The organism is Lactobacillus hominis DSM 23910 = CRBIP 24.179 (genome assembly GCF_000296835.1).
Classification (GTDB): Bacteria; Bacillota; Bacilli; order Lactobacillales; family Lactobacillaceae; genus Lactobacillus; species Lactobacillus hominis.
In genome coordinates this window covers 109299-131601 of record NZ_CAKE01000002.1, presented here as the reverse complement: position 1 = coordinate 131601, position 22303 = coordinate 109299, and the positions used below count along the sequence as shown (strand labels likewise).

The 22303-nt window shown below is 36.3% G+C and carries 40 protein-coding genes; 35 read left to right on the top strand and 5 right to left on the bottom strand.

Annotated elements, in window-relative coordinates; translation table 11 throughout:
* Positions 1–215 precede the first annotated feature (215 nt).
* From rpsJ to rpsI, 35 genes are all read left to right on the top strand, one after another.
* Complete coding sequence (gene rpsJ, locus BN55_RS01855) at positions 216–524, top strand: 30S ribosomal protein S10 (RefSeq protein WP_008469934.1); 309 nt, start codon at positions 216–218, stop codon at positions 522–524.
* A 28-nt stretch (positions 525–552) separates the two neighbouring features.
* Positions 553–1182 carry a 50S ribosomal protein L3 gene (rplC, locus tag BN55_RS01850; RefSeq protein WP_008469931.1) on the top strand — a complete coding sequence of 210 codons (630 nt, stop codon included), beginning with the start codon at positions 553–555 and terminating at the stop codon, positions 1180–1182.
* 14 nt (positions 1183–1196) lie between these two features.
* Entirely contained in the window at positions 1197–1814 is a 618-nt protein-coding gene (rplD, locus tag BN55_RS01845; RefSeq protein WP_008469930.1) for a 50S ribosomal protein L4, read from the top strand.
* Entirely contained in the window at positions 1814–2113 is a 300-nt protein-coding gene (gene rplW / locus BN55_RS01840) for a 50S ribosomal protein L23 (RefSeq protein WP_008469929.1), read from the top strand. The genes rplD and rplW overlap by 1 nt, the downstream gene beginning before the upstream one ends.
* Before the next feature lie 16 nt (positions 2114–2129).
* Entirely contained in the window at positions 2130–2966 is an 837-nt protein-coding gene (gene rplB / locus BN55_RS01835; RefSeq protein WP_008469928.1) for a 50S ribosomal protein L2, read from the top strand.
* 21 nt (positions 2967–2987) lie between these two features.
* The gene (gene rpsS, locus BN55_RS01830) at positions 2988–3275 is read left to right on the top strand and encodes a 30S ribosomal protein S19 (protein ID WP_008469927.1); all 288 of its coding nucleotides are present in this window, start codon (positions 2988–2990) and stop codon (positions 3273–3275) included.
* 20 nt (positions 3276–3295) lie between these two features.
* Complete coding sequence (gene rplV, locus BN55_RS01825; protein ID WP_008469926.1) at positions 3296–3649, top strand: 50S ribosomal protein L22; 354 nt, start codon at positions 3296–3298, stop codon at positions 3647–3649.
* Positions 3650–3663: 14 nt separating this feature from the next.
* Entirely contained in the window at positions 3664–4335 is a 672-nt protein-coding gene (rpsC, locus tag BN55_RS01820; RefSeq protein WP_008469924.1) for a 30S ribosomal protein S3, read from the top strand.
* 2 nt (positions 4336–4337) lie between these two features.
* A complete protein-coding gene (gene rplP / locus BN55_RS01815; RefSeq protein WP_008469923.1) occupies positions 4338–4775 on the top strand; it encodes a 50S ribosomal protein L16 in 438 nt (145 codons plus the stop codon).
* A complete protein-coding gene (gene rpmC / locus BN55_RS01810) occupies positions 4765–4962 on the top strand; it encodes a 50S ribosomal protein L29 (RefSeq protein WP_008469922.1) in 198 nt (65 codons plus the stop codon). Before rplP ends, rpmC begins: the two co-directional genes overlap by 11 nt.
* 21 nt (positions 4963–4983) lie before the next feature.
* A complete protein-coding gene (rpsQ, locus tag BN55_RS01805; protein WP_008469921.1) occupies positions 4984–5250 on the top strand; it encodes a 30S ribosomal protein S17 in 267 nt (88 codons plus the stop codon).
* A 33-nt stretch (positions 5251–5283) separates the two neighbouring features.
* Complete coding sequence (gene rplN / locus BN55_RS01800; RefSeq protein WP_008469920.1) at positions 5284–5652, top strand: 50S ribosomal protein L14; 369 nt, start codon at positions 5284–5286, stop codon at positions 5650–5652.
* Positions 5653–5672: 20 nt separating this feature from the next.
* A complete protein-coding gene (gene rplX / locus BN55_RS01795) occupies positions 5673–5915 on the top strand; it encodes a 50S ribosomal protein L24 (protein WP_008469919.1) in 243 nt (80 codons plus the stop codon).
* Positions 5916–5929: 14 nt separating this feature from the next.
* Entirely contained in the window at positions 5930–6472 is a 543-nt protein-coding gene (rplE, locus tag BN55_RS01790; RefSeq protein ID WP_008469918.1) for a 50S ribosomal protein L5, read from the top strand.
* A 14-nt stretch (positions 6473–6486) separates the two neighbouring features.
* The gene (locus BN55_RS01785) at positions 6487–6672 is read left to right on the top strand and encodes a type Z 30S ribosomal protein S14 (protein WP_006729422.1); all 186 of its coding nucleotides are present in this window, start codon (positions 6487–6489) and stop codon (positions 6670–6672) included.
* Positions 6673–6695: 23 nt separating this feature from the next.
* The gene (gene rpsH / locus BN55_RS01780) at positions 6696–7094 is read left to right on the top strand and encodes a 30S ribosomal protein S8 (protein WP_008469912.1); all 399 of its coding nucleotides are present in this window, start codon (positions 6696–6698) and stop codon (positions 7092–7094) included.
* 24 nt (positions 7095–7118) lie between these two features.
* Positions 7119–7649, top strand: a complete 531-nt coding sequence (rplF, locus tag BN55_RS01775) for a 50S ribosomal protein L6 (protein ID WP_008469911.1) — start codon at positions 7119–7121, stop codon at positions 7647–7649.
* 27 nt (positions 7650–7676) lie between these two features.
* Positions 7677–8036, top strand: a complete 360-nt coding sequence (gene rplR / locus BN55_RS01770; protein WP_008469910.1) for a 50S ribosomal protein L18 — start codon at positions 7677–7679, stop codon at positions 8034–8036.
* 17 nt (positions 8037–8053) lie between these two features.
* Entirely contained in the window at positions 8054–8578 is a 525-nt protein-coding gene (rpsE, locus tag BN55_RS01765; protein WP_008469909.1) for a 30S ribosomal protein S5, read from the top strand.
* 12 nt (positions 8579–8590) lie between these two features.
* Entirely contained in the window at positions 8591–8776 is a 186-nt protein-coding gene (rpmD, locus tag BN55_RS01760) for a 50S ribosomal protein L30 (protein WP_008469906.1), read from the top strand.
* Between the two features lie 24 nt (positions 8777–8800).
* A complete protein-coding gene (gene rplO / locus BN55_RS01755) occupies positions 8801–9241 on the top strand; it encodes a 50S ribosomal protein L15 (RefSeq protein WP_008469905.1) in 441 nt (146 codons plus the stop codon).
* Positions 9241–10536 carry a preprotein translocase subunit SecY gene (gene secY, locus BN55_RS01750; RefSeq protein ID WP_008469903.1) on the top strand — a complete coding sequence of 432 codons (1296 nt, stop codon included), beginning with the start codon at positions 9241–9243 and terminating at the stop codon, positions 10534–10536. The genes rplO and secY overlap by 1 nt, the downstream gene beginning before the upstream one ends.
* An 8-nt stretch (positions 10537–10544) precedes the next feature.
* Positions 10545–11198 (top strand): adenylate kinase, encoded by a 654-nt coding sequence (locus BN55_RS01745; RefSeq protein ID WP_008469901.1) that lies wholly within the window; start codon positions 10545–10547, stop codon positions 11196–11198.
* A gap of 73 nt (positions 11199–11271) precedes the next feature.
* Entirely contained in the window at positions 11272–11493 is a 222-nt protein-coding gene (infA, locus tag BN55_RS01740) for a translation initiation factor IF-1 (RefSeq protein ID WP_003647816.1), read from the top strand.
* A 14-nt stretch (positions 11494–11507) separates the two neighbouring features.
* Positions 11508–11624 (top strand): 50S ribosomal protein L36, encoded by a 117-nt coding sequence (gene rpmJ / locus BN55_RS01735; protein ID WP_003647815.1) that lies wholly within the window; start codon positions 11508–11510, stop codon positions 11622–11624.
* Positions 11625–11655: 31 nt separating this feature from the next.
* Positions 11656–12003, top strand: coding sequence for a 30S ribosomal protein S13 (rpsM, locus tag BN55_RS01730; protein WP_008469894.1), 348 nt, complete (start codon positions 11656–11658; stop codon positions 12001–12003).
* Positions 12004–12020: 17 nt separating this feature from the next.
* Positions 12021–12410: a 30S ribosomal protein S11 gene (rpsK, locus tag BN55_RS01725; protein ID WP_008469892.1), complete on the top strand. Its 390-nt coding sequence runs from the start codon at positions 12021–12023 to the stop codon at positions 12408–12410.
* A 45-nt stretch (positions 12411–12455) separates the two neighbouring features.
* Complete coding sequence (locus BN55_RS01720) at positions 12456–13394, top strand: DNA-directed RNA polymerase subunit alpha (protein WP_008469891.1); 939 nt, start codon at positions 12456–12458, stop codon at positions 13392–13394.
* 26 nt (positions 13395–13420) lie between these two features.
* Positions 13421–13804, top strand: coding sequence for a 50S ribosomal protein L17 (rplQ, locus tag BN55_RS01715; RefSeq protein ID WP_008469890.1), 384 nt, complete (start codon positions 13421–13423; stop codon positions 13802–13804).
* A gap of 181 nt (positions 13805–13985) precedes the next feature.
* The gene (locus tag BN55_RS01710) at positions 13986–14834 is read left to right on the top strand and encodes an energy-coupling factor transporter ATPase (protein WP_008469889.1); all 849 of its coding nucleotides are present in this window, start codon (positions 13986–13988) and stop codon (positions 14832–14834) included.
* Positions 14810–15670, top strand: coding sequence for an energy-coupling factor transporter ATPase (locus BN55_RS01705; RefSeq protein ID WP_008469888.1), 861 nt, complete (start codon positions 14810–14812; stop codon positions 15668–15670). The genes BN55_RS01710 and BN55_RS01705 overlap by 25 nt, the downstream gene beginning before the upstream one ends.
* Positions 15663–16460: an energy-coupling factor transporter transmembrane component T family protein gene (locus tag BN55_RS01700; RefSeq protein ID WP_008469886.1), complete on the top strand. Its 798-nt coding sequence runs from the start codon at positions 15663–15665 to the stop codon at positions 16458–16460. Before BN55_RS01705 ends, BN55_RS01700 begins: the two co-directional genes overlap by 8 nt.
* 9 nt (positions 16461–16469) lie before the next feature.
* Positions 16470–17258, top strand: coding sequence for a tRNA pseudouridine(38-40) synthase TruA (truA, locus tag BN55_RS01695; RefSeq protein WP_008469884.1), 789 nt, complete (start codon positions 16470–16472; stop codon positions 17256–17258).
* Positions 17259–17359: 101 nt separating this feature from the next.
* Positions 17360–17803 (top strand): 50S ribosomal protein L13, encoded by a 444-nt coding sequence (gene rplM, locus BN55_RS01690; RefSeq protein WP_008469882.1) that lies wholly within the window; start codon positions 17360–17362, stop codon positions 17801–17803.
* Positions 17804–17816: 13 nt separating this feature from the next.
* Positions 17817–18212, top strand: coding sequence for a 30S ribosomal protein S9 (rpsI, locus tag BN55_RS01685; RefSeq protein ID WP_008469881.1), 396 nt, complete (start codon positions 17817–17819; stop codon positions 18210–18212).
* 69 nt (positions 18213–18281) lie between these two features.
* Here the strand turns inward: rpsI and BN55_RS01680 are convergent, their stop codons facing one another.
* From BN55_RS01680 to BN55_RS01660, 5 genes are all read right to left on the bottom strand, one after another.
* On the bottom strand, positions 18282–19334 hold the full coding sequence (locus BN55_RS01680) for a tyrosine-type recombinase/integrase (protein WP_008469880.1): 1053 nt from the start codon (positions 19332–19334) through the stop codon (positions 18282–18284).
* Positions 19335–19407: 73 nt separating this feature from the next.
* On the bottom strand, positions 19408–19596 hold the full coding sequence (locus BN55_RS01675) for a hypothetical protein (protein WP_040469115.1): 189 nt from the start codon (positions 19594–19596) through the stop codon (positions 19408–19410).
* A complete protein-coding gene (locus BN55_RS01670; protein WP_008469878.1) occupies positions 19577–20584 on the bottom strand; it encodes a Rep family protein in 1008 nt (335 codons plus the stop codon). The genes BN55_RS01675 and BN55_RS01670 overlap by 20 nt, the downstream gene beginning before the upstream one ends.
* A 115-nt stretch (positions 20585–20699) precedes the next feature.
* The gene (locus BN55_RS01665; protein ID WP_008469877.1) at positions 20700–21227 is read right to left on the bottom strand and encodes a hypothetical protein; all 528 of its coding nucleotides are present in this window, start codon (positions 21225–21227) and stop codon (positions 20700–20702) included.
* Positions 21224–22300, bottom strand: coding sequence for a cell division protein FtsK (locus BN55_RS01660; protein ID WP_008469876.1), 1077 nt, complete (start codon positions 22298–22300; stop codon positions 21224–21226). The genes BN55_RS01665 and BN55_RS01660 overlap by 4 nt, the downstream gene beginning before the upstream one ends.
* Positions 22301–22303 lie beyond the last annotated feature (3 nt).

Sequence of the window (22303 nt, the reverse complement as noted above, 5' to 3'; positions counted from 1 at the left end):
AAAAAATTTAAGAAATATCGTTTAAACCCTTGATATTTAAGGAAGGACACAGTACAATAATAAACGTGCAATTTGGACAGGTGGATACTGTCGTGCACAATTTTTTATGCTTAGACGCAAAAGGTTGCGGCACACCAGGCTGCATTGCCACAGAGGTATGTCGGTAATTTTTGCCGAGCTAGTCATCTTTTAAAGAAGACGAAGGAGGTTATTAGATGGCAAGTCAACAAATTCGTATTAGATTAAAGTCTTACGAACATGGTATTCTCGATGAATCAGCTGCTAAGATCGTAGCTACTGCGCAAAGAACTGGAGCAGAAATTTCTGGACCAGTTCCATTGCCTACTGAAAGAACTTTGTTCACTGTTTTACGTTCACCACACAAGAACAAGGATTCACGTGAACAATTTGAAATTCGTACGCACAAGCGCTTAATCGACATTTTGAATCCTACACCAAAGACTGTAGATTCATTGATGAAGCTTGATTTACCAAGCGGCGTAGATATCGAGATTAAGTTATAGTTTTTAAAACACATATGGAGGTGTAATCATGACCAAAGGAATCTTAGGAAAAAAGGTCGGCATGACTCAAATCTTCACTGATAAAGGTGTTTTGGTTCCTGTAACTGTTATCGAAGCAACCCCTAACGTAGTTTTACAAGTTAAAACTAACGAGTCAGACGGTTACGAAGCAGTTCAAGTAGGTTACCAAGACATGCGCGAAGTTTTGAGCAACAAGCCTGCCAAAGGTCATGCTGCAAAAGCAAAGACTTCACCTAAGCGCTTCATTCGGGAAATCCGCGATGTTGAGCTTAAGGATTACGAAGTCGGCTCAGAAATCACGGTGGACTCATTTAGTGAAGGTGACGTAGTTGACGTTACTGGAACTTCAAAGGGTCATGGTACTCAAGGTAACATTAAGCGTTGGGGCCAATCAAGAGGTCCTGAAACCCACGGTTCAAGATACCACAGAATTCCAGGTTCAATGGGTTCAATCATTAACCGTGTACCTAAGGGTAAGAAGTTACCTGGTCACATGGGTGGCAAGACAGTCACTGTTCAAAATTTAGTAATTGAAAAAGTTGTTCCTGAAAAGAACGTACTTTTAATTAAGGGTAACGTTCCAGGAGCTAAAAACTCATTAATTATTGTTAAGTCAGCTGCAAAGGCTGCTAAATAGGAAGGAGGAGTATAATGGCTAATTTACAAGTTATCGATCAAAAAGGTAAATCTGCTGGTAATGTAGATTTAAACGAAGAAATCTTCGGTATTGAACCTAACGAAAGTGTTGTTTTCGACGCAATCATTAGACAAAGAGCCGGCAAGCGCCAAGGTACTTCTGCTGTAAAGAATAGATCAGCTGTTCGTGGCGGTGGTAAGAAGCCTTGGAGACAAAAGGGTACTGGTCGTGCTCGTCAAGGTTCCATTAGAGCTCCACAATGGCGTGGCGGTGGTGTTGTATTTGGTCCTACCCCTCGTTCATACAAGATCGACATGCCACGTAAAGCACGTCGCTTGGCTATGAAGTCAGTTCTTTCTCAAAAAGTGGCTGACAACGATTTAATCGTTCTTGACCAACTTACTTTAGACGCACCAAAGACTAAAGATTTAAAGACAATCTTAGATAGTGCAAAAGCTTCAGGCAAGGTTTTAATTATTTCTGATAACGAAAATGTTAAGCTATCAGGTAAGAACCTTAAGAATGTTAAGGTAATCCCTGTTGAAGGTTTAAATATTGTTGATGCGGTTAACTACGAAAAATTGTTATTAACTCAAGACGCACTTAAGAGAATTGAGGAGGTTTTGGCATAATGGATGCACGTGATATCATCTTACGGCCTGTAGTTACCGAAAAGTCAATGAACTTAATGGATGATAAAAAGTACACTTTTGATGTACTTGTATCAGCTACCAAGACTCAAGTTCGTGATGCTGTTGAAGAAATCTTTGACGTAAAAGTTAAAGGCGTAAACATCATGAATGTTCGTGGCAAAAATAAGAGAGTCGGCCGTTACACTGGTAAGACTGCTCGTCGTAGAAAAGCAATCGTAACATTAACTGAAGATTCTAATGACATTAAGATCTTCAATGATGAAAAAGAAGATAAGTAAATAGGAGGTCAGTCAATTGGCAATTATCAAATATAAGCCAACCACAAACGGCAGACGTAATATGACTTCTTCAGATTTTGCTGAAATTACCAAGAAAAAGCCTGAAAAGACTTTACTTGAATCACAAAGTCATACCGCTGGTCGTAACTCATACGGCCACATCACTGTAAGACACCGTGGTGGTGGACATAAGCAAAAATACCGTATTATTGACTTCAAGCGTAATAAGGATGATGTAAAGGCAGTTGTAAAGGCGATTGAATATGATCCAAACAGATCTGCTAACATTGCACTTCTTCATTACACTGACGGTATCAAAGCATACATCATTGCTCCTAAGGGCCTTAAAGTTGGCGACATTGTTGAATCAGGTGCTAACGCTGACATTAAGCCAGGTAATGCGTTACCATTATCTGCAATCCCAGCTGGTACTGAAGTTCACAACATCGAATTGAAACCTGGTAAGGGTGGTCAATTGGTAAGAAGTGCTGGTACTGTTGCTCAAGTTCTTGGTAATGATGGTAAATACACTTTGGTAAGATTACAAAGTGGTGAAGTACGTCGTATTTTATCAACTTGCCGTGCTACTGTAGGTTCAGTAGGTAACGAACAACACTCATTAATTCAATTAGGTAAAGCTGGTCGTAGTCGTTGGCTTGGCAAGCGTCCTCAATCACGTGGTTCTGTAATGAACCCTAACGATCACCCACATGGTGGTGGTGAAGGTAAGGCTCCTGTAGGACGTCCACAACCAATGACTCCATGGGGTAAGAAGTCTCGTGGTATCAAGACTAGAAACTCTAAGGCAAGAAGTGAAAAGCTTATTATTCGTCACCGTAAGGGTAACAAATAGTTAAACAAAGGAGGTTAATTAATGAGCCGTAGTATTAAAAAGGGTCCTTTTGCAGATGCAAGCCTTTTAAAGAAAATCGAAGCCCAAGAAGGTTCCGAAAAGAAGCAAGTAATTAAAACCTGGTCCCGTCGTTCAACTATTTTCCCTTCTTTTGTTGGTTTTACAATAGCTGTTTACGATGGTAGAAAACATGTTCCAGTTTACATTACTGAAGACATGGTTGGTCACAAGTTAGGTGAATTCGTACCAACTAGAACTTTCCATGGCCACAAAGTTGCTGATAAGGCAACTACTACCGCAGGTAAATAATAGAAAGGAGAAACATTTAAATGGCAGAACAAATCAATTCAGCTAAAGCTGAAGCAAGAACTGTTCGAATCGCTCCTAGAAAAGCCCGCTTGGTTGTAGACCTTATTCGCGGAAAGAGCGTTGCTGAAGCATTAGCTATCTTGCAATTCACTCCAAGAGCAGCTTCCCCTATCGTTGAAAAAGTTTTGAAGTCAGCAATTGCTAACGCAGAACACAACTACGATCTTGAAAGTGCAAATCTTTACGTATCAGAAGCATATGTAAATGAAGGTGCTACTTTGAAGAGATTCCGTCCACGTGCTAAAGGTATGGCTTCTCCAATCAACAAGAGAACCAGCCACGTAGTCGTTGTAGTTTCAGAAAAGAACGATTAAAGGAGGTAAATTGAATGGGTCAAAAGATTAACCCAAATGGTTTCCGTCTCGGAGTTAACCGTGATTGGGAAGCAAAGTGGTACGCAGATAAAGATTACGCTAACACTTTAAATGAAGATTTACGTATTAGAAAGTTTATCTCCGATAAGTTAGCTGACGCATCAGTATCAACTGTTGAAATTGAACGTGCCGCAAACAGAATTAATATTTCTATCCACACTGCTAAACCAGGTATGGTTATTGGTAAAGGTGGTAAAGAAGTTGAAGCATTAAGAAAAGAACTCAACGCTTTAACTAAGAAGAATGTTCACATTAATATTGTTGAAATTAAGAAGCCTGATTTAGACGCTAAATTAGTAGGCGAAGGCATTGCTCGTCAACTTGAAGCAAGAATTGCTTTCAGACGTGCAACGCGTCAAGCAACTCAAAGATCAATGCGTTCTGGCGCTAAAGGTATTAAGGTACAAACTGCAGGTCGTTTAAACGGTGCAGATATGGCCAGAAGAGAATGGCACACTGAAGGTAGTGTTCCACTTCATACTTTAAGAGCTGACATTGACTATGCGTGGGTAGAAGCAAATACTACTTATGGTCAAATTGGAGTTAAGGTTTGGATCAACCGTGGTGAAATTTTACCACAACGTAAGAACAAGCCTACTTCTAAGAAAGCGAAGGGAGGAAACTAATAGTGTTAGTACCTAAGCGTGTAAAGCACCGTCGTGAATTCCGCGGTAAGATGCGTGGTGAAGCCAAAGGCGGTAAAACTATTGCATTTGGTGAATATGGTTTAGAAGCTGTTGAATCTCACTGGATTACTAATAGACAAATCGAAGCTGCTCGTGTAGCTATGACTCGTTACATGAAGCGTGGTGGACGTGTTTGGATTAGAATCTTCCCACAAAAATCCTACACTGCTAAAGGTGTTGGTGTTCGTATGGGTTCTGGTAAAGGTGCACCAGCTGGTTGGGTTGCAGTTGTTAAAAGAGGCAAGATTATGTTTGAAATCGGTGGCGTTTCAGAAGACGTTGCTCGTGAAGCATTAAGACTTGCATCAAACAAACTCCCAATCAAGACTAAGTTTGTTAAGAAGAGTTCGGAAGTAGGTGGCGAATCTAATGAAGGCTAAAGATATCAGAGCATTAACCACTGATCAAATGTTAGAAAAGGAAAAGCAATACAAAGAAGAACTCTTTAATTTGCGTTTCCAACAAGCAACGGGTCAATTAGAGAACACCGCTCGCTTGAGACAAGTCCGTAAGAATATTGCTAGAATTAAAACAATTCTTAGCGAAAAAGAATTAAGTAACGATTAGTATTGGAAGGGAGTAATTAACTTGAGCGAAACTAACGAAAGAAACCGTCGTCACGTATATCAAGGTCGCGTTGTTTCTGACAAGATGGATAAGACTATCACTGTTGTTGTTGATACTTACAAGAACCACCCTGTTTACAAGAAGCGTATTAAGTATTCAAAGAAATATTACGCTCACGATGAAAACAACGAAGCTAAAATTGGCGATACTGTTCGTATCATGGAAACCCGTCCATTATCACATGCGAAGCGTTACCGTTTAACTAAGATCGTTAAGAAGTCTGTTTAATATTACGGATTTTTTTGAGGGGAGGATATACTAGTGATCCAACACGAAAGCCGTTTAAAGGTTGCTGACAACTCCGGTGCAAGAGAACTTCTAGTTATTAAAATTTTAGGTGGTTCTAAGCGTAAGACCGGTAATATTGGTGATATTATCGTTGCTACTGTTAAACAAGCAACACCAGGTGGCGTTGTCAAAAAAGGTGACGTCGTAAAGGCAGTTATTGTTAGAACAAAATCAGGTGCACGTCGTGAAGATGGTTCATACATTAAGTTCGACGAAAATGCAGCAGTTATTATTAACGCTGATAAGAGTCCTCGTGGAACTCGTATTTTTGGGCCAGTTGCTCGTGAACTGCGTGAGAACGATTTTATGAAGATCGTTTCTCTTGCTCCTGAAGTATTATAAAAATTTAGGGAGGTGCACTGATGTTTGTTAAAACAGGTGACAAAGTAAAGGTTATTGCCGGTAAGGATAAAGGCAAGGAAGGCACTGTTCTTTCAGTCAACGCCAAAACTAACCGTGTCGTTGTCAAAGGTGTCAACAAAATCAAGAAGCACGAAAAGCCTTCACAAACTAACGCTAACGGTGGCGTAGTTGAAAAGGAAGGTTCAATCCACGCTTCTAATGTTAAAGTTATTGAAAAAGCAAGTAAAAAAGATAAGAAATAGGAGGGAGGACTCAAATGGCAAATAGTTTAGCTGAAAAATATTCAAAAGAAATTGCTCCAGCTTTAAATGAAAAGTTTAATTACAATTCTGTAATGCAAATTCCTAAGATCGAAAAGATCGTTTTAAACATGGGTGTTGGTGATGCTGTTTCAAACGCTAAGAACTTAGACGAAGCAGTTGAAGAACTTACACTTATCTCTGGTCAAAAGCCATTGATTACTAAAGCTAAGAAATCCATCGCAAACTTCCGTTTACGTGAAGGTATGTCTATTGGTGCTAAGGTAACTCTTAGAGGAGATAGAATGTATGATTTCTTAGATAAATTAATCAACGTTTCACTTCCTCGAGTTCGTGATTTCCGTGGTGTTAGCTCAAGATCATTTGATGGTCGTGGTAATTACACTTTAGGTATCAGAGAACAATTGATTTTCCCAGAAATCGATTATGATAAAGTAAACCGCGTAAGAGGTTTGGACGTTGTTATTGTAACTACTGCCAATACTGATGAAGAAGCTCGTGAACTTCTTGCAGATTTTGGTATGCCTTTTGCTAAATAATTTGGAGGACATTAATGGCTAAAACATCACAAATCGTCAGAAATCATCGTCCTGCTAAGTTCTCATCTCGTGAATACACTCGTTGTGAAAGATGTGGTCGTCCACACTCTGTTTACCGCAAGTTTAAATTATGCCGTATTTGCTTAAAAGACTTAGCACACAAGGGTCAAATTCCTGGTCTTAAAAAGGCAAGTTGGTAATAAACGGTAAGGAGGTAAATTAAATGGTCATGACTGATCCGATCGCAGATTACTTAACTAGAATCAGAAACGCTAACATGGCAAGACATGATTCAGTTGAAATTCCTGCATCATCAATGAAAAAATCACTTAGTGAGATCTTAAAACAAGAAGGTTTTATTCGTGATTACCAAGTTGAAGAAGACAATAAACAAGGTATGATTAAAATCTTTTTGAAGTATGGACCAAACAATGAACGTGTAATTTCTGGCTTAAAGCGTATTTCTAAACCAGGTTTAAGAAACTACGTTAGCGCTGAAAACTTACCAAAGGTTCTTAACGGTCTTGGCATCGCAATCATTTCTACTTCTGCTGGTGTAATTACTGATAAAGAAGCTAGAGAAAAGAATGTCGGTGGCGAAGTTATTGCCTATGTTTGGTAATTTTGACAGAAAGGAGAACAATAAATGAGCCGAATTGGTTTAAAGGTCATCGAAGTTCCTGATACAGTCACTGTTACCAAAAATGGTGATGATATTACTGTAAAGGGACCAAAGGGTGAACTTACTAGATATTTTGATCCACGTATTACCTTCGAACAAAAAGATGGTGAAATTCATTTTTCTCGTTCAAGTGAAGCAGATAAAGCTCTTCACGGTACTGAAAGAGCAAACTTAGCTTCAATGATTGAAGGTGTAACCGATGGATATGTTAAGAAATTAACTTTAATCGGTGTTGGATATCGTGCAGTAGCTCAAGGTAAGAAGTTAACTTTGAACGTTGGTTACTCACATCCTGTAGAATTTGAAGCTCCAGAAGGTATTACTGTTAAAACTCCTTCTGCAACTTCAATTGAAATTGAAGGAATTTCTAAGCAAGTTGTTGGTCAATTTGCGGCAGAAATTCGTGATGTCCGTCCACCAGAACCTTACAAGGGCAAAGGTATTCGTTATGAAGATGAATACGTTCGTCGTAAGGAAGGTAAGACTGGTAAATAATAAATAGAATATTTTTGAGGTGAAATTGTGATTTCTAAACCAGATAAAAACAAATTACGCTTAAAGCGTCATAAACGTATTCGTGGTAAGATTTCTGGTACTGCTGAGCGCCCACGCTTAAGTATTTTCCGTTCTAACAAAAACATCTACGCTCAATTAATTGATGATGTAGAGGGTGTAACGCTTGCAAGTGCCTCAACAAATGATAAAGCTATTTCAGCAGAAGGTTCAAAGATGGACCAAGCTGCTGCAGTAGGTAAAGCTTTAGCTGAAGCTGCAACTAAGAAGAATATCAAGGCTGTTGTATTTGACAGAAGTGGTTACTTATACCATGGTCGCGTACAAGCTCTTGCTGATGCAGCACGTGAAAACGGATTAGAATTCTAGGAAAGGAGAATTAACTAATGGCAAACCGCAACGATTCTCGTAGAGATTCTCGCAAAGATCGTAAAAAGGACGATATCGAAGATCAATTAGTCGCAATTAACCGGATCACCAAAGTTGTTAAAGGTGGCCGTCGCATGAGATTTGCAGCAGTTGTTATTGTCGGCGACAGAAAAGGTCATGTAGGCTTTGGTACTGGTAAAGCTCAAGAAGTCCCAGAAGCTATCCGCAAAGCAGTTGAAGCTGGTAAAAAGAGAATGATTAAAGTTCCAACTGTTGGAACTACCATTCCTCATGAAGTTACTGGTCACTATGGTTCTGGTAACATTATGTTGAAGCCAGCTGAAGCTGGTTCTGGGGTTGCAGCTGGTGGTGCTGTACGTATCATTATGGATTTGGCAGGTATCTCAGATGTTACCTCTAAATCATTAGGATCAAACACTCCTATTAATGTTATCCGTGCTACTATGGACGGTTTGAAGAAATTGAAGACTCGTGAAGATGTTTTGAAACTTCGTGAATCGGCAAAGAGCTTAGAAGATTAAGGAGATATATAAATGACTAATTTAAAAGTTACCTTAATTAAGAGCGCTGCTCACCGTCTACCAAAGCAAAGAAAGATTGTTAAAGGTCTTGGCCTTGGTAAGATCAATAGCACTGTTGTTCTTCCTGACAACGCTGCCACTCGTGGCGCTTTATTGAAGATTGCACACTTAATTTCAGTAGAAGAAGTTAAGGATTAAAAGGATACAAGGAGGTGCCAATAAATGAAGCTTAATGAATTAAAGCCTGCTACAGGTTCTCGTCGTAATAGAAAACGTGTTGGACGTGGTACTTCAAGTGGTTACGGAAAAACTGCTGGTCGTGGTCAAAAAGGTCAATTAGCTCGTACTGGTGGTAAAACTCGTTTAGGTTTTGAAGGTGGTCAAATGCCTTTATTCAGAAGAATGCCTAAGCGTGGTTTCAATAATATTAACCGTAAAGAATACGCAGTTGTAAACGTAGAAGACTTGAATAGATTTGAAGACGGCAGTGAAGTAACTGTTGAAACTTTGAAAAACGCAGGTTTAGTTAAGAAAGAACTTTCAGGAGTTAAATTGTTAGCTAACGGCGAATTGAAGTCTAAGTTGACTGTAAAGGTTAACAAGGCTTCAGAAGCTGCTAAAAAAGCAGTTGAAGCTGCTGGTGGAACTATTGAGGTGATTTAATGTTCTCAACCTTGAAGAACGCCTTTAAGGATAAAGAAATAAGAAATAAAATATTTTTTACTTTATTTATCCTTCTGCTTTATCGCATAGGCGCTAATATTACTGTTCCTGGTGTTAATGCAAAAGCTATAACTAAAGTTGCTCAAACTGGTTTAGTGCCAATGCTAGATACTGTCAGTGGTGGTGGATTGGATAACTATTCAATCTTCTCGCTTGGTGTATCACCATATATTACTGCTCAAATTGTTATTCAATTGTTGCAGATGGATATTGTGCCTAAATTAGTTGAATGGGGCAAACAAGGTGAAGTTGGTCGTCGAAAGACTAACCAAGTTACAAGATATCTAGCTTTGGTTGTAGCATTTGTTCAAAGTATTGGTATTACGCTTGGATTTAATGTTTTAACACAAATGGGGTTAGTTAAGAATCAAACACCTCAAACTTATGTTGAAATTGCAATAATCATGACAGCGGGTACGATGCTTTTAACCTGGTTGGGTGATGAAATAACTGATAAAGGATTAGGTAACGGAGTATCTGTTCTGATTTTTGCAGGTATTATTGCAAGATTACCAAATGGTCTTTATCAATTATATAAAGATTTCATTACCAACAATAATGCTAGCGACCGTTGGCAAGGTATATTGTTCTTCATTGGGATCATTATTGCCATATTAGTGGTAACTCAGTTTGTTACATGGTTTCAACAAGCTGATCTCCGAGTTCCAATTCAATATACTCGTAGAGCAGTAACAAGTGGCTCCGAAAGTTTCCTACCACTTAAAGTAAATGTTTCTGGAGTTATTCCAGTTATCTTTGCCAGTTCCTTCATTATTACTCCTGCAACTATTTTGATGGCTTTTCAAAGAACGCATGGAGATGAACAATGGTTTAAGATCTGTAGTGAAATATTCAGTTTACAAACCACTCCGGGTGCTTTAATATATACTCTTTTAATTATTCTCTTTACTTTCTTTTATGCCTTTGTTCAAGTTAACCCTGAAAAATTGGCTGAAAACTTACAAAAGCAAGGAGCATATATTCCTAGCGTTTGGCCAGGTAAAGATACACAACAATATGTATCAAAGATATTGATTAGATTATCAACAGTTGGTGCTGTATTTCTTGGACTAGTTGCATTGCTTCCTCAATTAGCTACAAATCTTTGGGGCTTACCAAGTTCAATTGGACTTGGAGGAACGAGTTTGCTAATCGTTATCGGTGTTGTCCTTGAATTAGCTCGCCAAGTTGATGGACTACTTATGAAACGTGAATATGTTGGTTTTATTAGATAGGAATAGAAATGATTAATTTAATTCTTTTAGGTTTACCCGGTGCAGGTAAGGGGACTGTTTCAGAACGTATTGTTGATAAATATAAAATTGCGCACATTTCGACAGGGGATATGTTTAGAGAAGCAATGGCTAACAAAACTCCTGTTGGCTTGGAAGCTAAGAGCTATATTGATCAGGGAAATTTAGTTCCGGACGAAGTTACAGCTAAATTAGTTGAAGAAAGATTGAAACAATCTGATACTGATAAAGGTTTTATTTTAGATGGATTTCCAAGAACGACGGTTCAAGCGGAATTATTAGATGGTATTACTAAACGTTTAGATAAACCTTTAACTAATGTTATTGCTATCGATGTTGATGAAGACGTTTTGATCAAGCGTTTATCAGCAAGATACATTTGTAAAGATTGTGGAGCAACTTACAACAAAATTTCTAATCCAACTAAGGTTGAAGGCACATGTGATCGTTGTGGAGGACATGACTTCTTCCAACGTGAAGATGACAAGCCTGAAGTTGTTAAAAATAGATTAGAGGTCAACAAAAAGATGAATGCCCCTCTTCGTGATTATTACGAAAAGAAAGGTATTCTTTCAGTAGTAAATGGAGAGCAATCTCCTGAACAAGTTTTTGCTGATGTTGATAAGATTTTAAGTAAAGACTAATTTAAGAATTGTATTTTTATCAGTCCGTGTTATAATTCCTAAGTGTGACTTATTTCTCATTGGAGGAACTATTTTGGCAAAAGAAGATGTCATTGAAGTAGAAGGTAAGGTAGTTGATACTTTACCTAATGCTATGTTTAAAGTCGAATTAGAAAATGGAGCTACAATTTTAGCTCATGTTTCTGGAAAGATTAGAATGCACTACATTCGTATCTTGCCAGGAGATAGAGTAACAGTAGAGTTGTCTCCATATGATTTGACTAAGGGTAGGATTACGTATCGTTTTATTAAGTAATTACGGAGGCAAAGATGAAAGTTAGACCATCTGTTAAACCAATGTGTGAACATTGTAAGATTATCAAAAGACATGGTCGTGTTATGGTAATTTGCTCTGCAAACCCTAAACACAAACAACGTCAAGGTTAATAAAATTAGTTAAAAATAGGAGGTGCAATTAATGGCACGTATTGCTGGTGTTGACTTACCAAGAGATAAGAGAGTTGTTGTAGCTTTAACTTACATTTATGGTATTGGTGAACCAACTGCAAAGAAGATCTGTAAAGATGCTGGTGTATCAGAAGACGTACGGACTAATGACTTAACTCCAGAAGATCAAGAAAAACTTCGTAGCGAAGTTGATAAGTATCGTGTTGAAGGTGACTTACGTCGTGAAGTTAGCCTTAACATCAAGCGTTTAGTTGAAATCGGTTCATACCGTGGTATGCGTCACCGTCGTGGATTACCAGTCCGTGGACAAAATACCAAAAACAATGCAAGAACTCGTAAAGGTTCAAAGAAAAAGTAAAATAGGAGGTTAAGTTAATGGCTGCAAAGAAAACAGCACGTAAGCGCCGTGTAAAGAAGCATGTCGAAAGCGGCGTAGCACATATTCATTCTACGTTCAATAATACCTTAGTCATGATTACTGATGTACAAGGTAACGCAGTTGCTTGGTCATCCGCTGGTGCTTTGGGCTTTAAAGGTAGTCGTAAGTCTACCCCATTTGCCGCACAAATGTCAGCAGAAGCTGCTGCAAAAGCTGCAATGGATCAAGGCATGAAGCATGTTGAAGTTTCAGTTAAGGGACCAGGTGCAGGTCGTGAAGCTGCTATTAGAGCACTTCAAGCTACTGGTCTTGAAATAACTGCTATTCGTGACGTTACTCCAGTTCCGCACAACGGTTCCAGACCACCAAAACGTCGTCGTGTCTAGTTTATTCCTGCATGCAGGACATTACGTTTTGAAAGGGGCCCAGTAATGATTGAATTTGAAAAACCAAATGTTACCGTTGTTGACCAAGAAGAATCTTACGGTAAGTTTGTTGTTGAACCACTGGAACGCGGTTTTGGGACTACTTTAGGTAACTCACTCCGTCGTGTTTTATTAACTTCTATTCCAGGAACAGCACTTTCTTACATTCAAATTGATGGTGTGTTACACGAATTTTCTACAGTTCCTGGCGTTAGAGAAGACGTCACTAAAATTATTCTTAATTTGAAGAAACTAGAATTAAAGTCACTCTCAGATGAAGAAAAAATTGCAGAAATAGATGTAACTGGACCAGCTGTAGTTACTGCTGCCGATTTGAAAGTAGATTCTGATGTGGAAGTCTTAAATCCTGATCAATATATTTGTACTATTGCTGATGGTGGTCATTTGCATATGAACGTTGCGATTAAAAATGGTCGTGGCTATGTTCCTGCAAGTGAAAATAAGACTGACGAAATGCCAATTGGGGTAATTCCAGTCGACTCACTCTTTTCACCTATTAAAAAAGTAAACTATCAAGTTGAAAATGCACGTGTAGGTAAGAGAGACGATTATGATAAATTAACTTTGGAAATTTGGACCAACAGTTCAATCACACCTAATGATGCCCTTAGTTTCGCTGCAAAGATCCTTGAAGAACACTTTAAGGTATTTATGTCTACTGATATGGATGCTCAGTTAGATGATGTAATGGTAGAAAAAGAAGACAATAAGAATGAAAAGAAACTTGAGATGACTATAGAGGAGTTAGATCTTTCTGTTCGTTCATACAACTGCTTGAAGAGAGCAGGAATTAATACCGTTCAAGAATTAACTGATAAGTCTGAAGCAGATATGATGCGTGTACGTAATTTAGGACGTAAATCATTAGAAGAAGTAAAGAATAAACTTGCAGAACTTGGTCTTTCACTTCGTCAAGAAGATTAAGTTATAGAGCATAAGGAGGGAAAAAAATGGCATACCGTAAATTAGGTCGTGACAGTGCTCATAGAAAAGCTATGCTTAGAGAATTGACTACCCAATTAATCATGAATGAACGTATTGTTACTACTGAAACTCGTGCTAAAGAAGTACGTAAAACTACTGAAAAGATGATTACTCTTGGTAAGCGTGGCGACTTAAGCGCTAGAAGAAAAGCTGCTGCTTTTGTTCGTAACGAAATTGCAGATATTCATGAAGAAAACGATGCAGTTGTTGTAAAGTCTGCTTTACAAAAATTGTTTAGCGATATCGCACCTCGTTACAAAGACCGTAATGGTGGTTACACTAGAATGTACAAGATGGCAAATCCTCGTAAAGGTGATGCTGCACCAATGGTCATTATCGAATTAGTTTAATTACTATTTTTGTTTAAATATTGAATTTTATAAATCTTTCACGAAAGCGAGAATAAGCGCAATGATGGTGGCTTTAGCCCAGTCTAGCTTAGATGTTATATGCATCCCTCTTCGTGGATGATTTTTTTTTTGCTCTTTTTTTAGTACAATATTTATAAATATTGAAAGAAGAAACTCTGTCATGCAAAAGAAAATAATTGAAGTTGAAAATCTAACATATACTTACAAAGATGCCAAGCAGCCAGCATTGGAAAATATTTCGTTTTCGGTTAAAGAAAATGAATGGGTCTCGATTATTGGCCATAATGGTAGTGGCAAATCAACCTTATCGCGTTTATTAAATGGCTTGCTAAGAGCAGATGAAGAAAAAAATAGCAAAATTACTATTGATGGACTCATACTTAACTCAACTAATTTATGGAAAATTAGAGACATGATTGGTATTGTGTTTCAAAATCCTGAAAATCAATTTGTAGGAACTAATGTACAAGACGATGTGGCATTTGGTTTAGAAAATAGAAATATTTCGCGTACAGAAATGATAAAACGTGTTAATTCAGCTTTGCAAGCCGTCGGCATGCAAAATTATAAAAATGCAGAGCCTCAAATGCTATCAGGCGGACAAAAGCAAAGAGTTGCTATCGCGGGTATTATTGCAATTAGACCTAAAATTATTATTTTGGATGAATCAACAAGTATGTTAGATCCTGAAGGTAGGACCAGTATTTTAAGCTTAATTAGAGATTTGCAACAAAAAAATGATATGACAGTGTTATCTATTACTCATAATATTCAAGAAACTTTACATTCTGATCAAATCTTGGTGCTTGACAGTGGAAAAAAGGTGGCGCAAGGAACGCCTCAAGAGATATTTTCAAATATTTCCATGATTGAAAAGGCGGGGCTTGGTCTTCCTTTTGTTTATGAATTAAAAAAAGAATTAGCAGTATACGGTATCAAAATACCTGATAGTGTTTCAAATGAAGAAAAGATGGTGGAGTATTTGTGTCAATTAAATTCGAACATGTAAATTACATATACAGTGAGGGAACTCCTTTCCAACATCAAGGTTTAAAAGATATAACTTTTGAATTAAATGATGGAGATTTTGTTGCTGTAATTGGCCATACTGGGAGTGGTAAATCCACCTTGCTTCAGCATTTTGATGCGCTTTTAAAACCAACTTCAGGTGAAATAAAAATAGAAGGTTATTCGATAGACAGTAAAACTACAAATAAAAATCTTAAACAGTTAAGAAGAAAAGTGGGAATAGTTTTCCAATTTTCTGAGAATCAATTATTTGCAGAAACGGTACTTAAAGATGTAATGTTTGGACCATTAAATTTTGGAATAAATAGAAAAACTGCCACTGAAAAGGCTAAAAAGTGGTTAAAAAAGCTAGGAATTCAAGAAGAACTTTATGATAAATCACCGTTTGATTTATCAGGAGGGCAAATGCGACGTGTAGCAATTGCAGGAGTTTTAGCATACGAGCCAGAAATTTTATGTTTAGATGAACCAGCCGCAGGTCTAGATCCAGTAGGTCGTCGAGAAATAATGGATATTTTTAAGGAATATCAAAAAGCAGGACATACAGTGATTTTGATTACACATGAAATGGATGATGTAGCTACTTATGCAGATGATGCTTTAGTGCTTCAAGATGCTGAATTAATTAGGCATGTTAGTCCAAAGGATTTGTTTAAAGACGCAAAATGGTTATCTAAGCACTACTTGGGGCAGCCGCATGCAATGAAATTTGCTAATCGGTTAAATGCTCATGGCTTTGATTTGCGAGATATACCTTTAACAATTAAGCAGCTTGCAAAAAGTATTAGTGAAAAAATGGAGGAATATAATGAGTAAGATAATAATTGGACGTTATATTCCTGGTAACTCGATCGTTTATAAAATGGATCCCAGAGGAAAGATCATTGGAGCCTTTTTCTTTATTTTCTTGATATTTCTAGCAAATAATTGGTTTACTTACCTGATGATTACTTTGTTCACTTTTGCTGCTGTCTTTGCTACGAGGTTAAAGATAAAAACTTTTTGGGAAGGTGTACGTCCTTTAATTTGGCTAATTCTTTTCACTTCAGTTTTACAATTATTTTTCACTACTGGAGGGAAAATTTATTGGCATTGGGGGATTTTTACGATTAGTCATTATGGAATTGAAAATTCAATTTATATATTTATTCGATTCGTAATGATCATTTTAATGTCAACTGTATTGACGTTGACCACGACCCCATTGGAAATTTCTGAAGGTATGGAATGGATACTTACGCCATTAAAGTATTTAAAAGTCCCTATCGGACAAATTGCCTTAGTAATGTCGATTGCTTTACGTTTTGTGCCTACTTTGATGGATGAAACTGTCAAAATAATGAACGCTCAAAGAGCGCGTGGAGCAGATTTTAATGATGGTGGATTGATTAAAAGAGCGAAAGCAATAATTCCAATTTTAATTCCATTGTTTATTAATTCATTGACAATTGCTATTGATTTAGCTGTTGCAATGGAATCTAGAGGCTATCGAGAGGGCGAAAAAAGGAGTCGCTATCGAGTTTTAACATGGAGTAAGTATGATTGGATTAATTTAGCCTTTTTTACTCTGTTAACGGCTCTTTTATTAGTTTTAAGAAAGCATTAGAATTATTCGATGATGACAAGATATAAGATGAAAATGACTTATGATGGTCATTTATTTCATGGGTTTCAAATTCAACCTAATCAACGAACTGTACAAGGTGAGATAGAAAAAGCTCTACTAAAAATGACAAAAGGGCAAAGAGTTGTAGTGCATGGATCAGGCAGAACTGACGCTGGAGTGCATGCTAAAGGGCAGGTTATTCACTTTGATTATCCGGGTAAAATACCTGCTAAAAATATGATGATGGCACTTAATTCTCTGATGCCAAGAGATATTTTGTTTACAGAGAGTGAAATTGTTGATAAAGATTTCCATGTCCAATATTCAACTAAAGGTAAGTGGTATAGATATATTGTTGATCAGCACCATTTTACTGATCCTTTTAAGAGATTTTACACAGGGCACTATCCTTATCCTGTAGAAATTGAAAAAATGAAGATTGCAGCCCAAGACTTATTAGGTGAGCATGATTTTACAAGTTTCGCAGCAAGTGGCGGACAAATAATCGATAAAGTACGTACAATTTATTATGTGAATATTGAGTCTAAGCCAGAAGATAAAGAGATCGTGTTTGACTTTATCGGAAATGGGTTTTTGTATAATATGGTGCGCATTATGGTTGGGGCGCTCCTTGAAATCGGAAACGGAAAACGTCCAGTTCATGATTTACAAAGAGTTATTGCAGCTAAAGATCGGCAAGAAGTAAGAACTACGGCACCTGCAAGTGGATTATATTTATATCATGTTTTTTATGATGAAGTTCCTGAAAAATATCGGTTAGATAAGAAAAAACATTGACATTTGGGCAAAAACGACGTAAATTAATATACGTATGTTTGTCCACGATAGGCCCCGGAAACTTATTGTTTGTCAAACACAAGAAAACGGAGGAATTCAAATTGCGTACTACCCCATTAGCAAAAACTAGTGATATTAAGCGTAAGTGGTATGTTATCGATGCAACTGATGTTGCACTTGGTAGATTATCAACTGCTGTAGCATCAATTTTAAGAGGTAAGAATAAACCTCAATATACACCAAATGTAGATACTGGTGACAACGTTATTGTTGTAAATGCTGGTAAGTTGAAGTTGACTGGTAAAAAGGCAACTGACAAGATTTACTACCACCACTCAGATTACCGTGGTGGTTTAAGAGCTACTCCAGCAGGTGAATTATTAGCTGAGAACCCAGTAAGATTGGTTGAATTGTCTGTTAAGGGCATGTTACCAAAGAATACTCTTGGTCACCAAGAATTCATGAAGTTACATGTTTATGCTGGTGAAGATCACGAACATGCAGCACAAAAGCCTGAAAAGTTAGACATTAACGAATTAATCTAGGAGGTTTTAATCAATGGCACAACAAGCAGCTTACGCTGGAACTGGTCGCCGCAAGGATTCTGTTGCGCGCGTACGTTTAGTACCAGGTAACGGTAAAATTACTGTTAATAAAGAAGATGTTACTAAGTACATTCCTTATCCAAACTTAGTACAAGACTTAAAGCAACCATTAGCATTAACTGAAACTGAAGGTCAATACGACATCTTAGTTAACGTTAACGGTGGTGGTTTCTCAGGTCAAGCTGGTGCAATTCGTTTAGGTATTGCACGTGCTTTACTTGAAGTAGATCCTGATTTCCGTAGCCCATTAAAGAAGGCTGGCATGTTAACTCGTGACCCAAGAATGAAGGAAAGAAAGAAGCCAGGTTTGAAGAAAGCCCGCAAAGCTTCACAATTCTCAAAGCGTTAATATTTCAATTTCGAAATATTGTTATATCAACGTTTGTATTATATTGGATGGTCATAGTTGGGTTAAATCCTATAGATCATCTAATAGATTTAAAGCATTCGCATCTTGCGAGTGCTTTTTTTCTGGCATTAATTCCAAATAATATTTTTCAGTTGTAATAATGGAATCATGTCCTAATCTTCGACTAACGTAGGATAATGGAAGATTATTACTAAATAAAAAAGAAGCGTGAGTATCACGTAATCCATGAAATGTGGTTGGAGGAATACCAATATTTTTAAGTAGTTTTTTTAGCATTTCTGAATGGTGATAATTAAAGTTATCAAAAAGATAGCCATTTTCCTTAGGAGATAATTGCTTTAAAAGATCGTAAATATTTTTCGGAATAGTAATACTTCGTCTAGAATGTTTTGTCTTTAAAGCAGTATCAGAATTAGTGGGGCTAATTGATCGTTTAATTTCAACACAGTAATATTCACCATCGAAATGAACATCTTCTGGTTTAATTCCCAACATTTCTCCTCTTCGTATTCCAGTACTAATTTCTAAAAGTAACATTACATTAAATTCCTTATCGGTATGATTTAATAAGTAATGCTTTAATTTTGTTAAATTTGAAATACTTAATGCCCTGTTTCTTTTAGGAAGTTCTTTACCATGAGCTTTAAGTAAACTAGCAAAATCATGATAAATATAACCTTTGGTATATGCATAACGCAAGGCAGTTCGAATTTTCTTTAATAATTCTGTGACTGTTTTTTTAGAATGAGTTTCTCCGTATTTATCTAAAACTGCTTGCATTTGAGTATCATCTAATTGACCAAGTTTGGATTTTGGAAACAATTTTTCAATAACTTTTCCTGCTTTAACATAGTTATCAAAAGTAGCAACTCTCACATCTTTTACTTTAATTGTGTAAACGTAAAGATAATAAAAGTCTTTGAATAAAGTATTTTGAGTAGCAATATTTTTACCTTGTGCTTTTTGTAGTTCAAGGGTAGTAGCCCAAATCTTTGCTTCTCTTTTGGTCTTAAATGTTTTGGAAATGTAACCTGCCTTTCCATGTGAATAAATAGAAATACGTGCTCTATACGAAGAACCACGTTTTTCAATACTTGCCATATTAAAATCGTCCTTTCTCAAAAAAGGTCGATTACCTTACTAATAATTAAAGTAGCAGATAATCAACCGGGACTCAAATTTGCTTGAGATTTTTTTCTTTAAGATTAATAAATTCATTGATAGAATTTTTAGTAAAACGCTCGCTATGATCTCCGATTTTTATTCGTTTAAAATCTTGATCACTTCTAAAAACTTTATCGAATGTTTTAACATCTATTCCAATATATTTAGCTGCTGCTTCTCTAGTTAGCAAAATACCCATAGCTTTTTTCCTTCCTAATGAATTCAGGAGTAATGTGAATTGGAAATATTCTACGTTTAAGTTGTTCAAAAGAATCTATTTTTGGATTAAAAATTCGAGAATTGTGGTAGAAAGATTGGGGAGAATAGGGAGTTGTGATAATAATCATTTCCAAATTCAATTCCTTATCATGATATCGGCTGGGTGCCATTTTATTATGTTCATATGGATCAAGCAGTCTTAATAAGTCAGCATATTTCCAATCTTCAGGACGCAAATCATTAATTATCGCAAAAGACTCATCAGTGTAGTTTTGAAAGTAATCATTGCTACTACCTAGAACTATATAATTTTCTTGACTTAACAATTTTTTAGCATAAGTTGTTTTTCCAACACCAGCGTCACCCCATAACCATAGACATATCATTTTTTTACCTTCAAAATTATGGAGCCATTCTTGATGATGTTTTGAAATTAATAGATTTTGAATTGTATCTATTAAACGTTTATTTTTTGCGATATTGATAAGACCAATTTGATCTATTAGTTGCTTGTAAGATATCTCTTCTTCGGCATATCGTTGAATATAAGTTTGAACTTTATTGTTAGAGTTTGAGATACTATCTTTAATTTTGGAAATTCTTTTTTCAAAATTAAAAGAGGCGGTTACTTCTGAAGGAGAATATTGGTATTTTTCTCTAGCTTCATTGGTTGCATGGATAAGGTAACTGTAGGCATTATTAATGCGGCCATTCCAAATCTCAAAGTATTGATCCTTATCAGTTAGTAAATTACTTATATGATGTAAAGTTTGAGGATTTTTGTATTTAAGAACTAAATGTAGATGTTTTCGAATTGGTGTATTATCCTCATTTTTATCTTTGTCATGAATGATATAGGCCCATTCTTCTAGTGGTTCTGTCTTAATGAGAGATTGAAGACTCTTTATATTGAACGGTAGATGATCCAAATCTTGAGTGTACATAAATTGACGAAATCTTTTTTTCATAATTTAAACCTTTCTGCACACTTGCACAGTTGTGCATTTGAGAATAACAAGCCCATCAAATGCTTATTAATAAAGGCGTTGCTTCTTTGCTTAATGCAAAAGCACGCCTTTATTTTTATATTTTTGATCCTTTAAGTATGTAATAGCCTTTTTCTCTAGCAAAACCGGAGTATGTGTATTCAGGATGACTGGTAGTTATTTCTTCAAAAAGCAAAGGAATCGTATTTTTAAGGCTTTGAAGCTCATTTTGATCAAATGGTGTTTTGATAAATGCTTGAATTTTAGAGTCTGTAATTTTTACGTATGATTTGCACAACCACCGGCGATATATAAAGTGACCGTATTTAATAAAGTGTCTCATCTTGAAAGTAAGTTTAAAATCTTCAAATGTGAAAAAATGTTGAGCTGTAGATTCTAGATATATTACAATAACAGTTCCAATTAAAAGGATAAAAATTACAGTTGTTAAGCAATTTAAACTAAGGCTCTCTAAAGCCAATATAATTCCACTAAATAAAATATTTAGAATGGGTGTATTTAAAAGTGAAGCTATTATTAAACTTAAAATAGCTATGCCAATAATGCTTATACCAGAAGATAAAGTGAGAAAAATTGTGTTATAGATTTTAGAGTAATTATTCATATAGTTACTCCTTCTAAATTGTACGTTGGGGCAAGAAATGGCTGAACTTGATAAGGATGGATGTCATCAATAATTTGAATTAATCCTGTACCTTTGCCAGGGGGAATTACAATTCCACTAGGTTCAAAATCTGGAAACAGAAATTGAGTCGTTTTTGCATTTATATTGCCTAACTGTATTAATACGTTTAATTGTTCTCTAACAGAGACTGGAATAGTATTATGATCAAACCTTTGACTTACTAAAATCAAATGAACATTGGTTGCACGTCCCATTAATGCGATTTGAGTTAGGAGGGCATAAAATGCTCCCTTTATTGATTTATTAACTCCTTCTGTCAATGCTAGAACCTCATCAATAACAATCGTGTAATTTTTAAAAGTAAGATGGGGGTTAGCATAAAGTTGACGTTGACGCTGATAGATAATGTTTAAAGCTAGGGATAGCTCATCGTTTATTTGCGAGATAAAATCTGATTTAGACCTATTACTGAGAGGAAAGAGTGCCTTTACTTCAAATTCTCTTGCCCAACGAGCAGGACTGTCCATCTTAGGATCAACGATGATTAAATCGGAAAAAGAGTTAAGCAAAGTTAATAGATAAGTCAGAAAATAACTTTTTCCACTGCCACTATTACCAGCTATAGCCATACTAGTAACCTTGTTGTAGTCAAGAATTAAATTTTTCATCAAAGGAATTATGTCTTGATTATTCGTATTAGAAATATTTTCTAATAGATTTTTAAATTTGATTCTCTGAGGAATACCTTTTTTCCATGGAAAAAATAAAGCTCGTTCAATATGAATATCCTCTAAATTTTCGGGAACAACATATGCACTATTTTCTTTTAAAAGTGTGTATTCAGGATAAAGGGCAATATTAGCAATCTCATAGATTTTCTGATATAAATCAGCGTTAATCAATAAAGTGGTTGGCATTCTTGGTATCCACTTGAACCCTTTTTCTTCAATTTTAACCGTAAAACTATTAGTATAACTTGTCTCAGAACTATCTGCATCAAGAGACATATTTAAACATTGAAGTAGATATTTTTCTAAACTTGAAAAATCCATAGT

Excerpts from the sequence above, each read along its gene's own strand:
- rpsJ (WP_008469934.1), top strand. The coding sequence starts at position 216 with ATGGCAAGTCAACAAATTCGTATTAGATTAAAGTCTTACGAACATGGT.
- rplC (WP_008469931.1), top strand. The coding sequence starts at position 553 with ATGACCAAAGGAATCTTAGGAAAAAAGGTCGGCATGACTCAAATCTTC.
- rplD (WP_008469930.1), top strand. The coding sequence starts at position 1,197 with ATGGCTAATTTACAAGTTATCGATCAAAAAGGTAAATCTGCTGGTAAT.
- rplW (WP_008469929.1), top strand. The coding sequence starts at position 1,814 with ATGGATGCACGTGATATCATCTTACGGCCTGTAGTTACCGAAAAGTCA.
- rpsS (WP_008469927.1), top strand. The coding sequence starts at position 2,988 with ATGAGCCGTAGTATTAAAAAGGGTCCTTTTGCAGATGCAAGCCTTTTA.
- rplV (WP_008469926.1), top strand. The coding sequence starts at position 3,296 with ATGGCAGAACAAATCAATTCAGCTAAAGCTGAAGCAAGAACTGTTCGA.
- rpsC (WP_008469924.1), top strand. The coding sequence starts at position 3,664 with ATGGGTCAAAAGATTAACCCAAATGGTTTCCGTCTCGGAGTTAACCGT.
- rpmC (WP_008469922.1), top strand. The coding sequence starts at position 4,765 with ATGAAGGCTAAAGATATCAGAGCATTAACCACTGATCAAATGTTAGAA.
- rplX (WP_008469919.1), top strand. The coding sequence starts at position 5,673 with ATGTTTGTTAAAACAGGTGACAAAGTAAAGGTTATTGCCGGTAAGGAT.
- rplE (WP_008469918.1), top strand. The coding sequence starts at position 5,930 with ATGGCAAATAGTTTAGCTGAAAAATATTCAAAAGAAATTGCTCCAGCT.
- BN55_RS01785 (WP_006729422.1), top strand. The coding sequence starts at position 6,487 with ATGGCTAAAACATCACAAATCGTCAGAAATCATCGTCCTGCTAAGTTC.
- rpsH (WP_008469912.1), top strand. The coding sequence starts at position 6,696 with ATGGTCATGACTGATCCGATCGCAGATTACTTAACTAGAATCAGAAAC.
- rplF (WP_008469911.1), top strand. The coding sequence starts at position 7,119 with ATGAGCCGAATTGGTTTAAAGGTCATCGAAGTTCCTGATACAGTCACT.
- rpsE (WP_008469909.1), top strand. The coding sequence starts at position 8,054 with ATGGCAAACCGCAACGATTCTCGTAGAGATTCTCGCAAAGATCGTAAA.
- rpmD (WP_008469906.1), top strand. The coding sequence starts at position 8,591 with ATGACTAATTTAAAAGTTACCTTAATTAAGAGCGCTGCTCACCGTCTA.
- rplO (WP_008469905.1), top strand. The coding sequence starts at position 8,801 with ATGAAGCTTAATGAATTAAAGCCTGCTACAGGTTCTCGTCGTAATAGA.
- secY (WP_008469903.1), top strand. The coding sequence starts at position 9,241 with ATGTTCTCAACCTTGAAGAACGCCTTTAAGGATAAAGAAATAAGAAAT.
- BN55_RS01745 (WP_008469901.1), top strand. The coding sequence starts at position 10,545 with ATGATTAATTTAATTCTTTTAGGTTTACCCGGTGCAGGTAAGGGGACT.
- rpmJ (WP_003647815.1), top strand. The coding sequence starts at position 11,508 with ATGAAAGTTAGACCATCTGTTAAACCAATGTGTGAACATTGTAAGATT.
- rpsM (WP_008469894.1), top strand. The coding sequence starts at position 11,656 with ATGGCACGTATTGCTGGTGTTGACTTACCAAGAGATAAGAGAGTTGTT.
- rpsK (WP_008469892.1), top strand. The coding sequence starts at position 12,021 with ATGGCTGCAAAGAAAACAGCACGTAAGCGCCGTGTAAAGAAGCATGTC.
- BN55_RS01720 (WP_008469891.1), top strand. The coding sequence starts at position 12,456 with ATGATTGAATTTGAAAAACCAAATGTTACCGTTGTTGACCAAGAAGAA.
- rplQ (WP_008469890.1), top strand. The coding sequence starts at position 13,421 with ATGGCATACCGTAAATTAGGTCGTGACAGTGCTCATAGAAAAGCTATG.
- BN55_RS01710 (WP_008469889.1), top strand. The coding sequence starts at position 13,986 with ATGCAAAAGAAAATAATTGAAGTTGAAAATCTAACATATACTTACAAA.
- BN55_RS01700 (WP_008469886.1), top strand. The coding sequence starts at position 15,663 with ATGAGTAAGATAATAATTGGACGTTATATTCCTGGTAACTCGATCGTT.
- truA (WP_008469884.1), top strand. The coding sequence starts at position 16,470 with ATGATGACAAGATATAAGATGAAAATGACTTATGATGGTCATTTATTT.
- rpsI (WP_008469881.1), top strand. The coding sequence starts at position 17,817 with ATGGCACAACAAGCAGCTTACGCTGGAACTGGTCGCCGCAAGGATTCT.
- BN55_RS01680 (WP_008469880.1), bottom strand. The coding sequence starts at position 19,334 with ATGGCAAGTATTGAAAAACGTGGTTCTTCGTATAGAGCACGTATTTCT.
- BN55_RS01675 (WP_040469115.1), bottom strand. The coding sequence starts at position 19,596 with ATGGGTATTTTGCTAACTAGAGAAGCAGCAGCTAAATATATTGGAATA.
- BN55_RS01670 (WP_008469878.1), bottom strand. The coding sequence starts at position 20,584 with ATGAAAAAAAGATTTCGTCAATTTATGTACACTCAAGATTTGGATCAT.
- BN55_RS01665 (WP_008469877.1), bottom strand. The coding sequence starts at position 21,227 with ATGAATAATTACTCTAAAATCTATAACACAATTTTTCTCACTTTATCT.
- BN55_RS01660 (WP_008469876.1), bottom strand. The coding sequence starts at position 22,300 with ATGGATTTTTCAAGTTTAGAAAAATATCTACTTCAATGTTTAAATATG.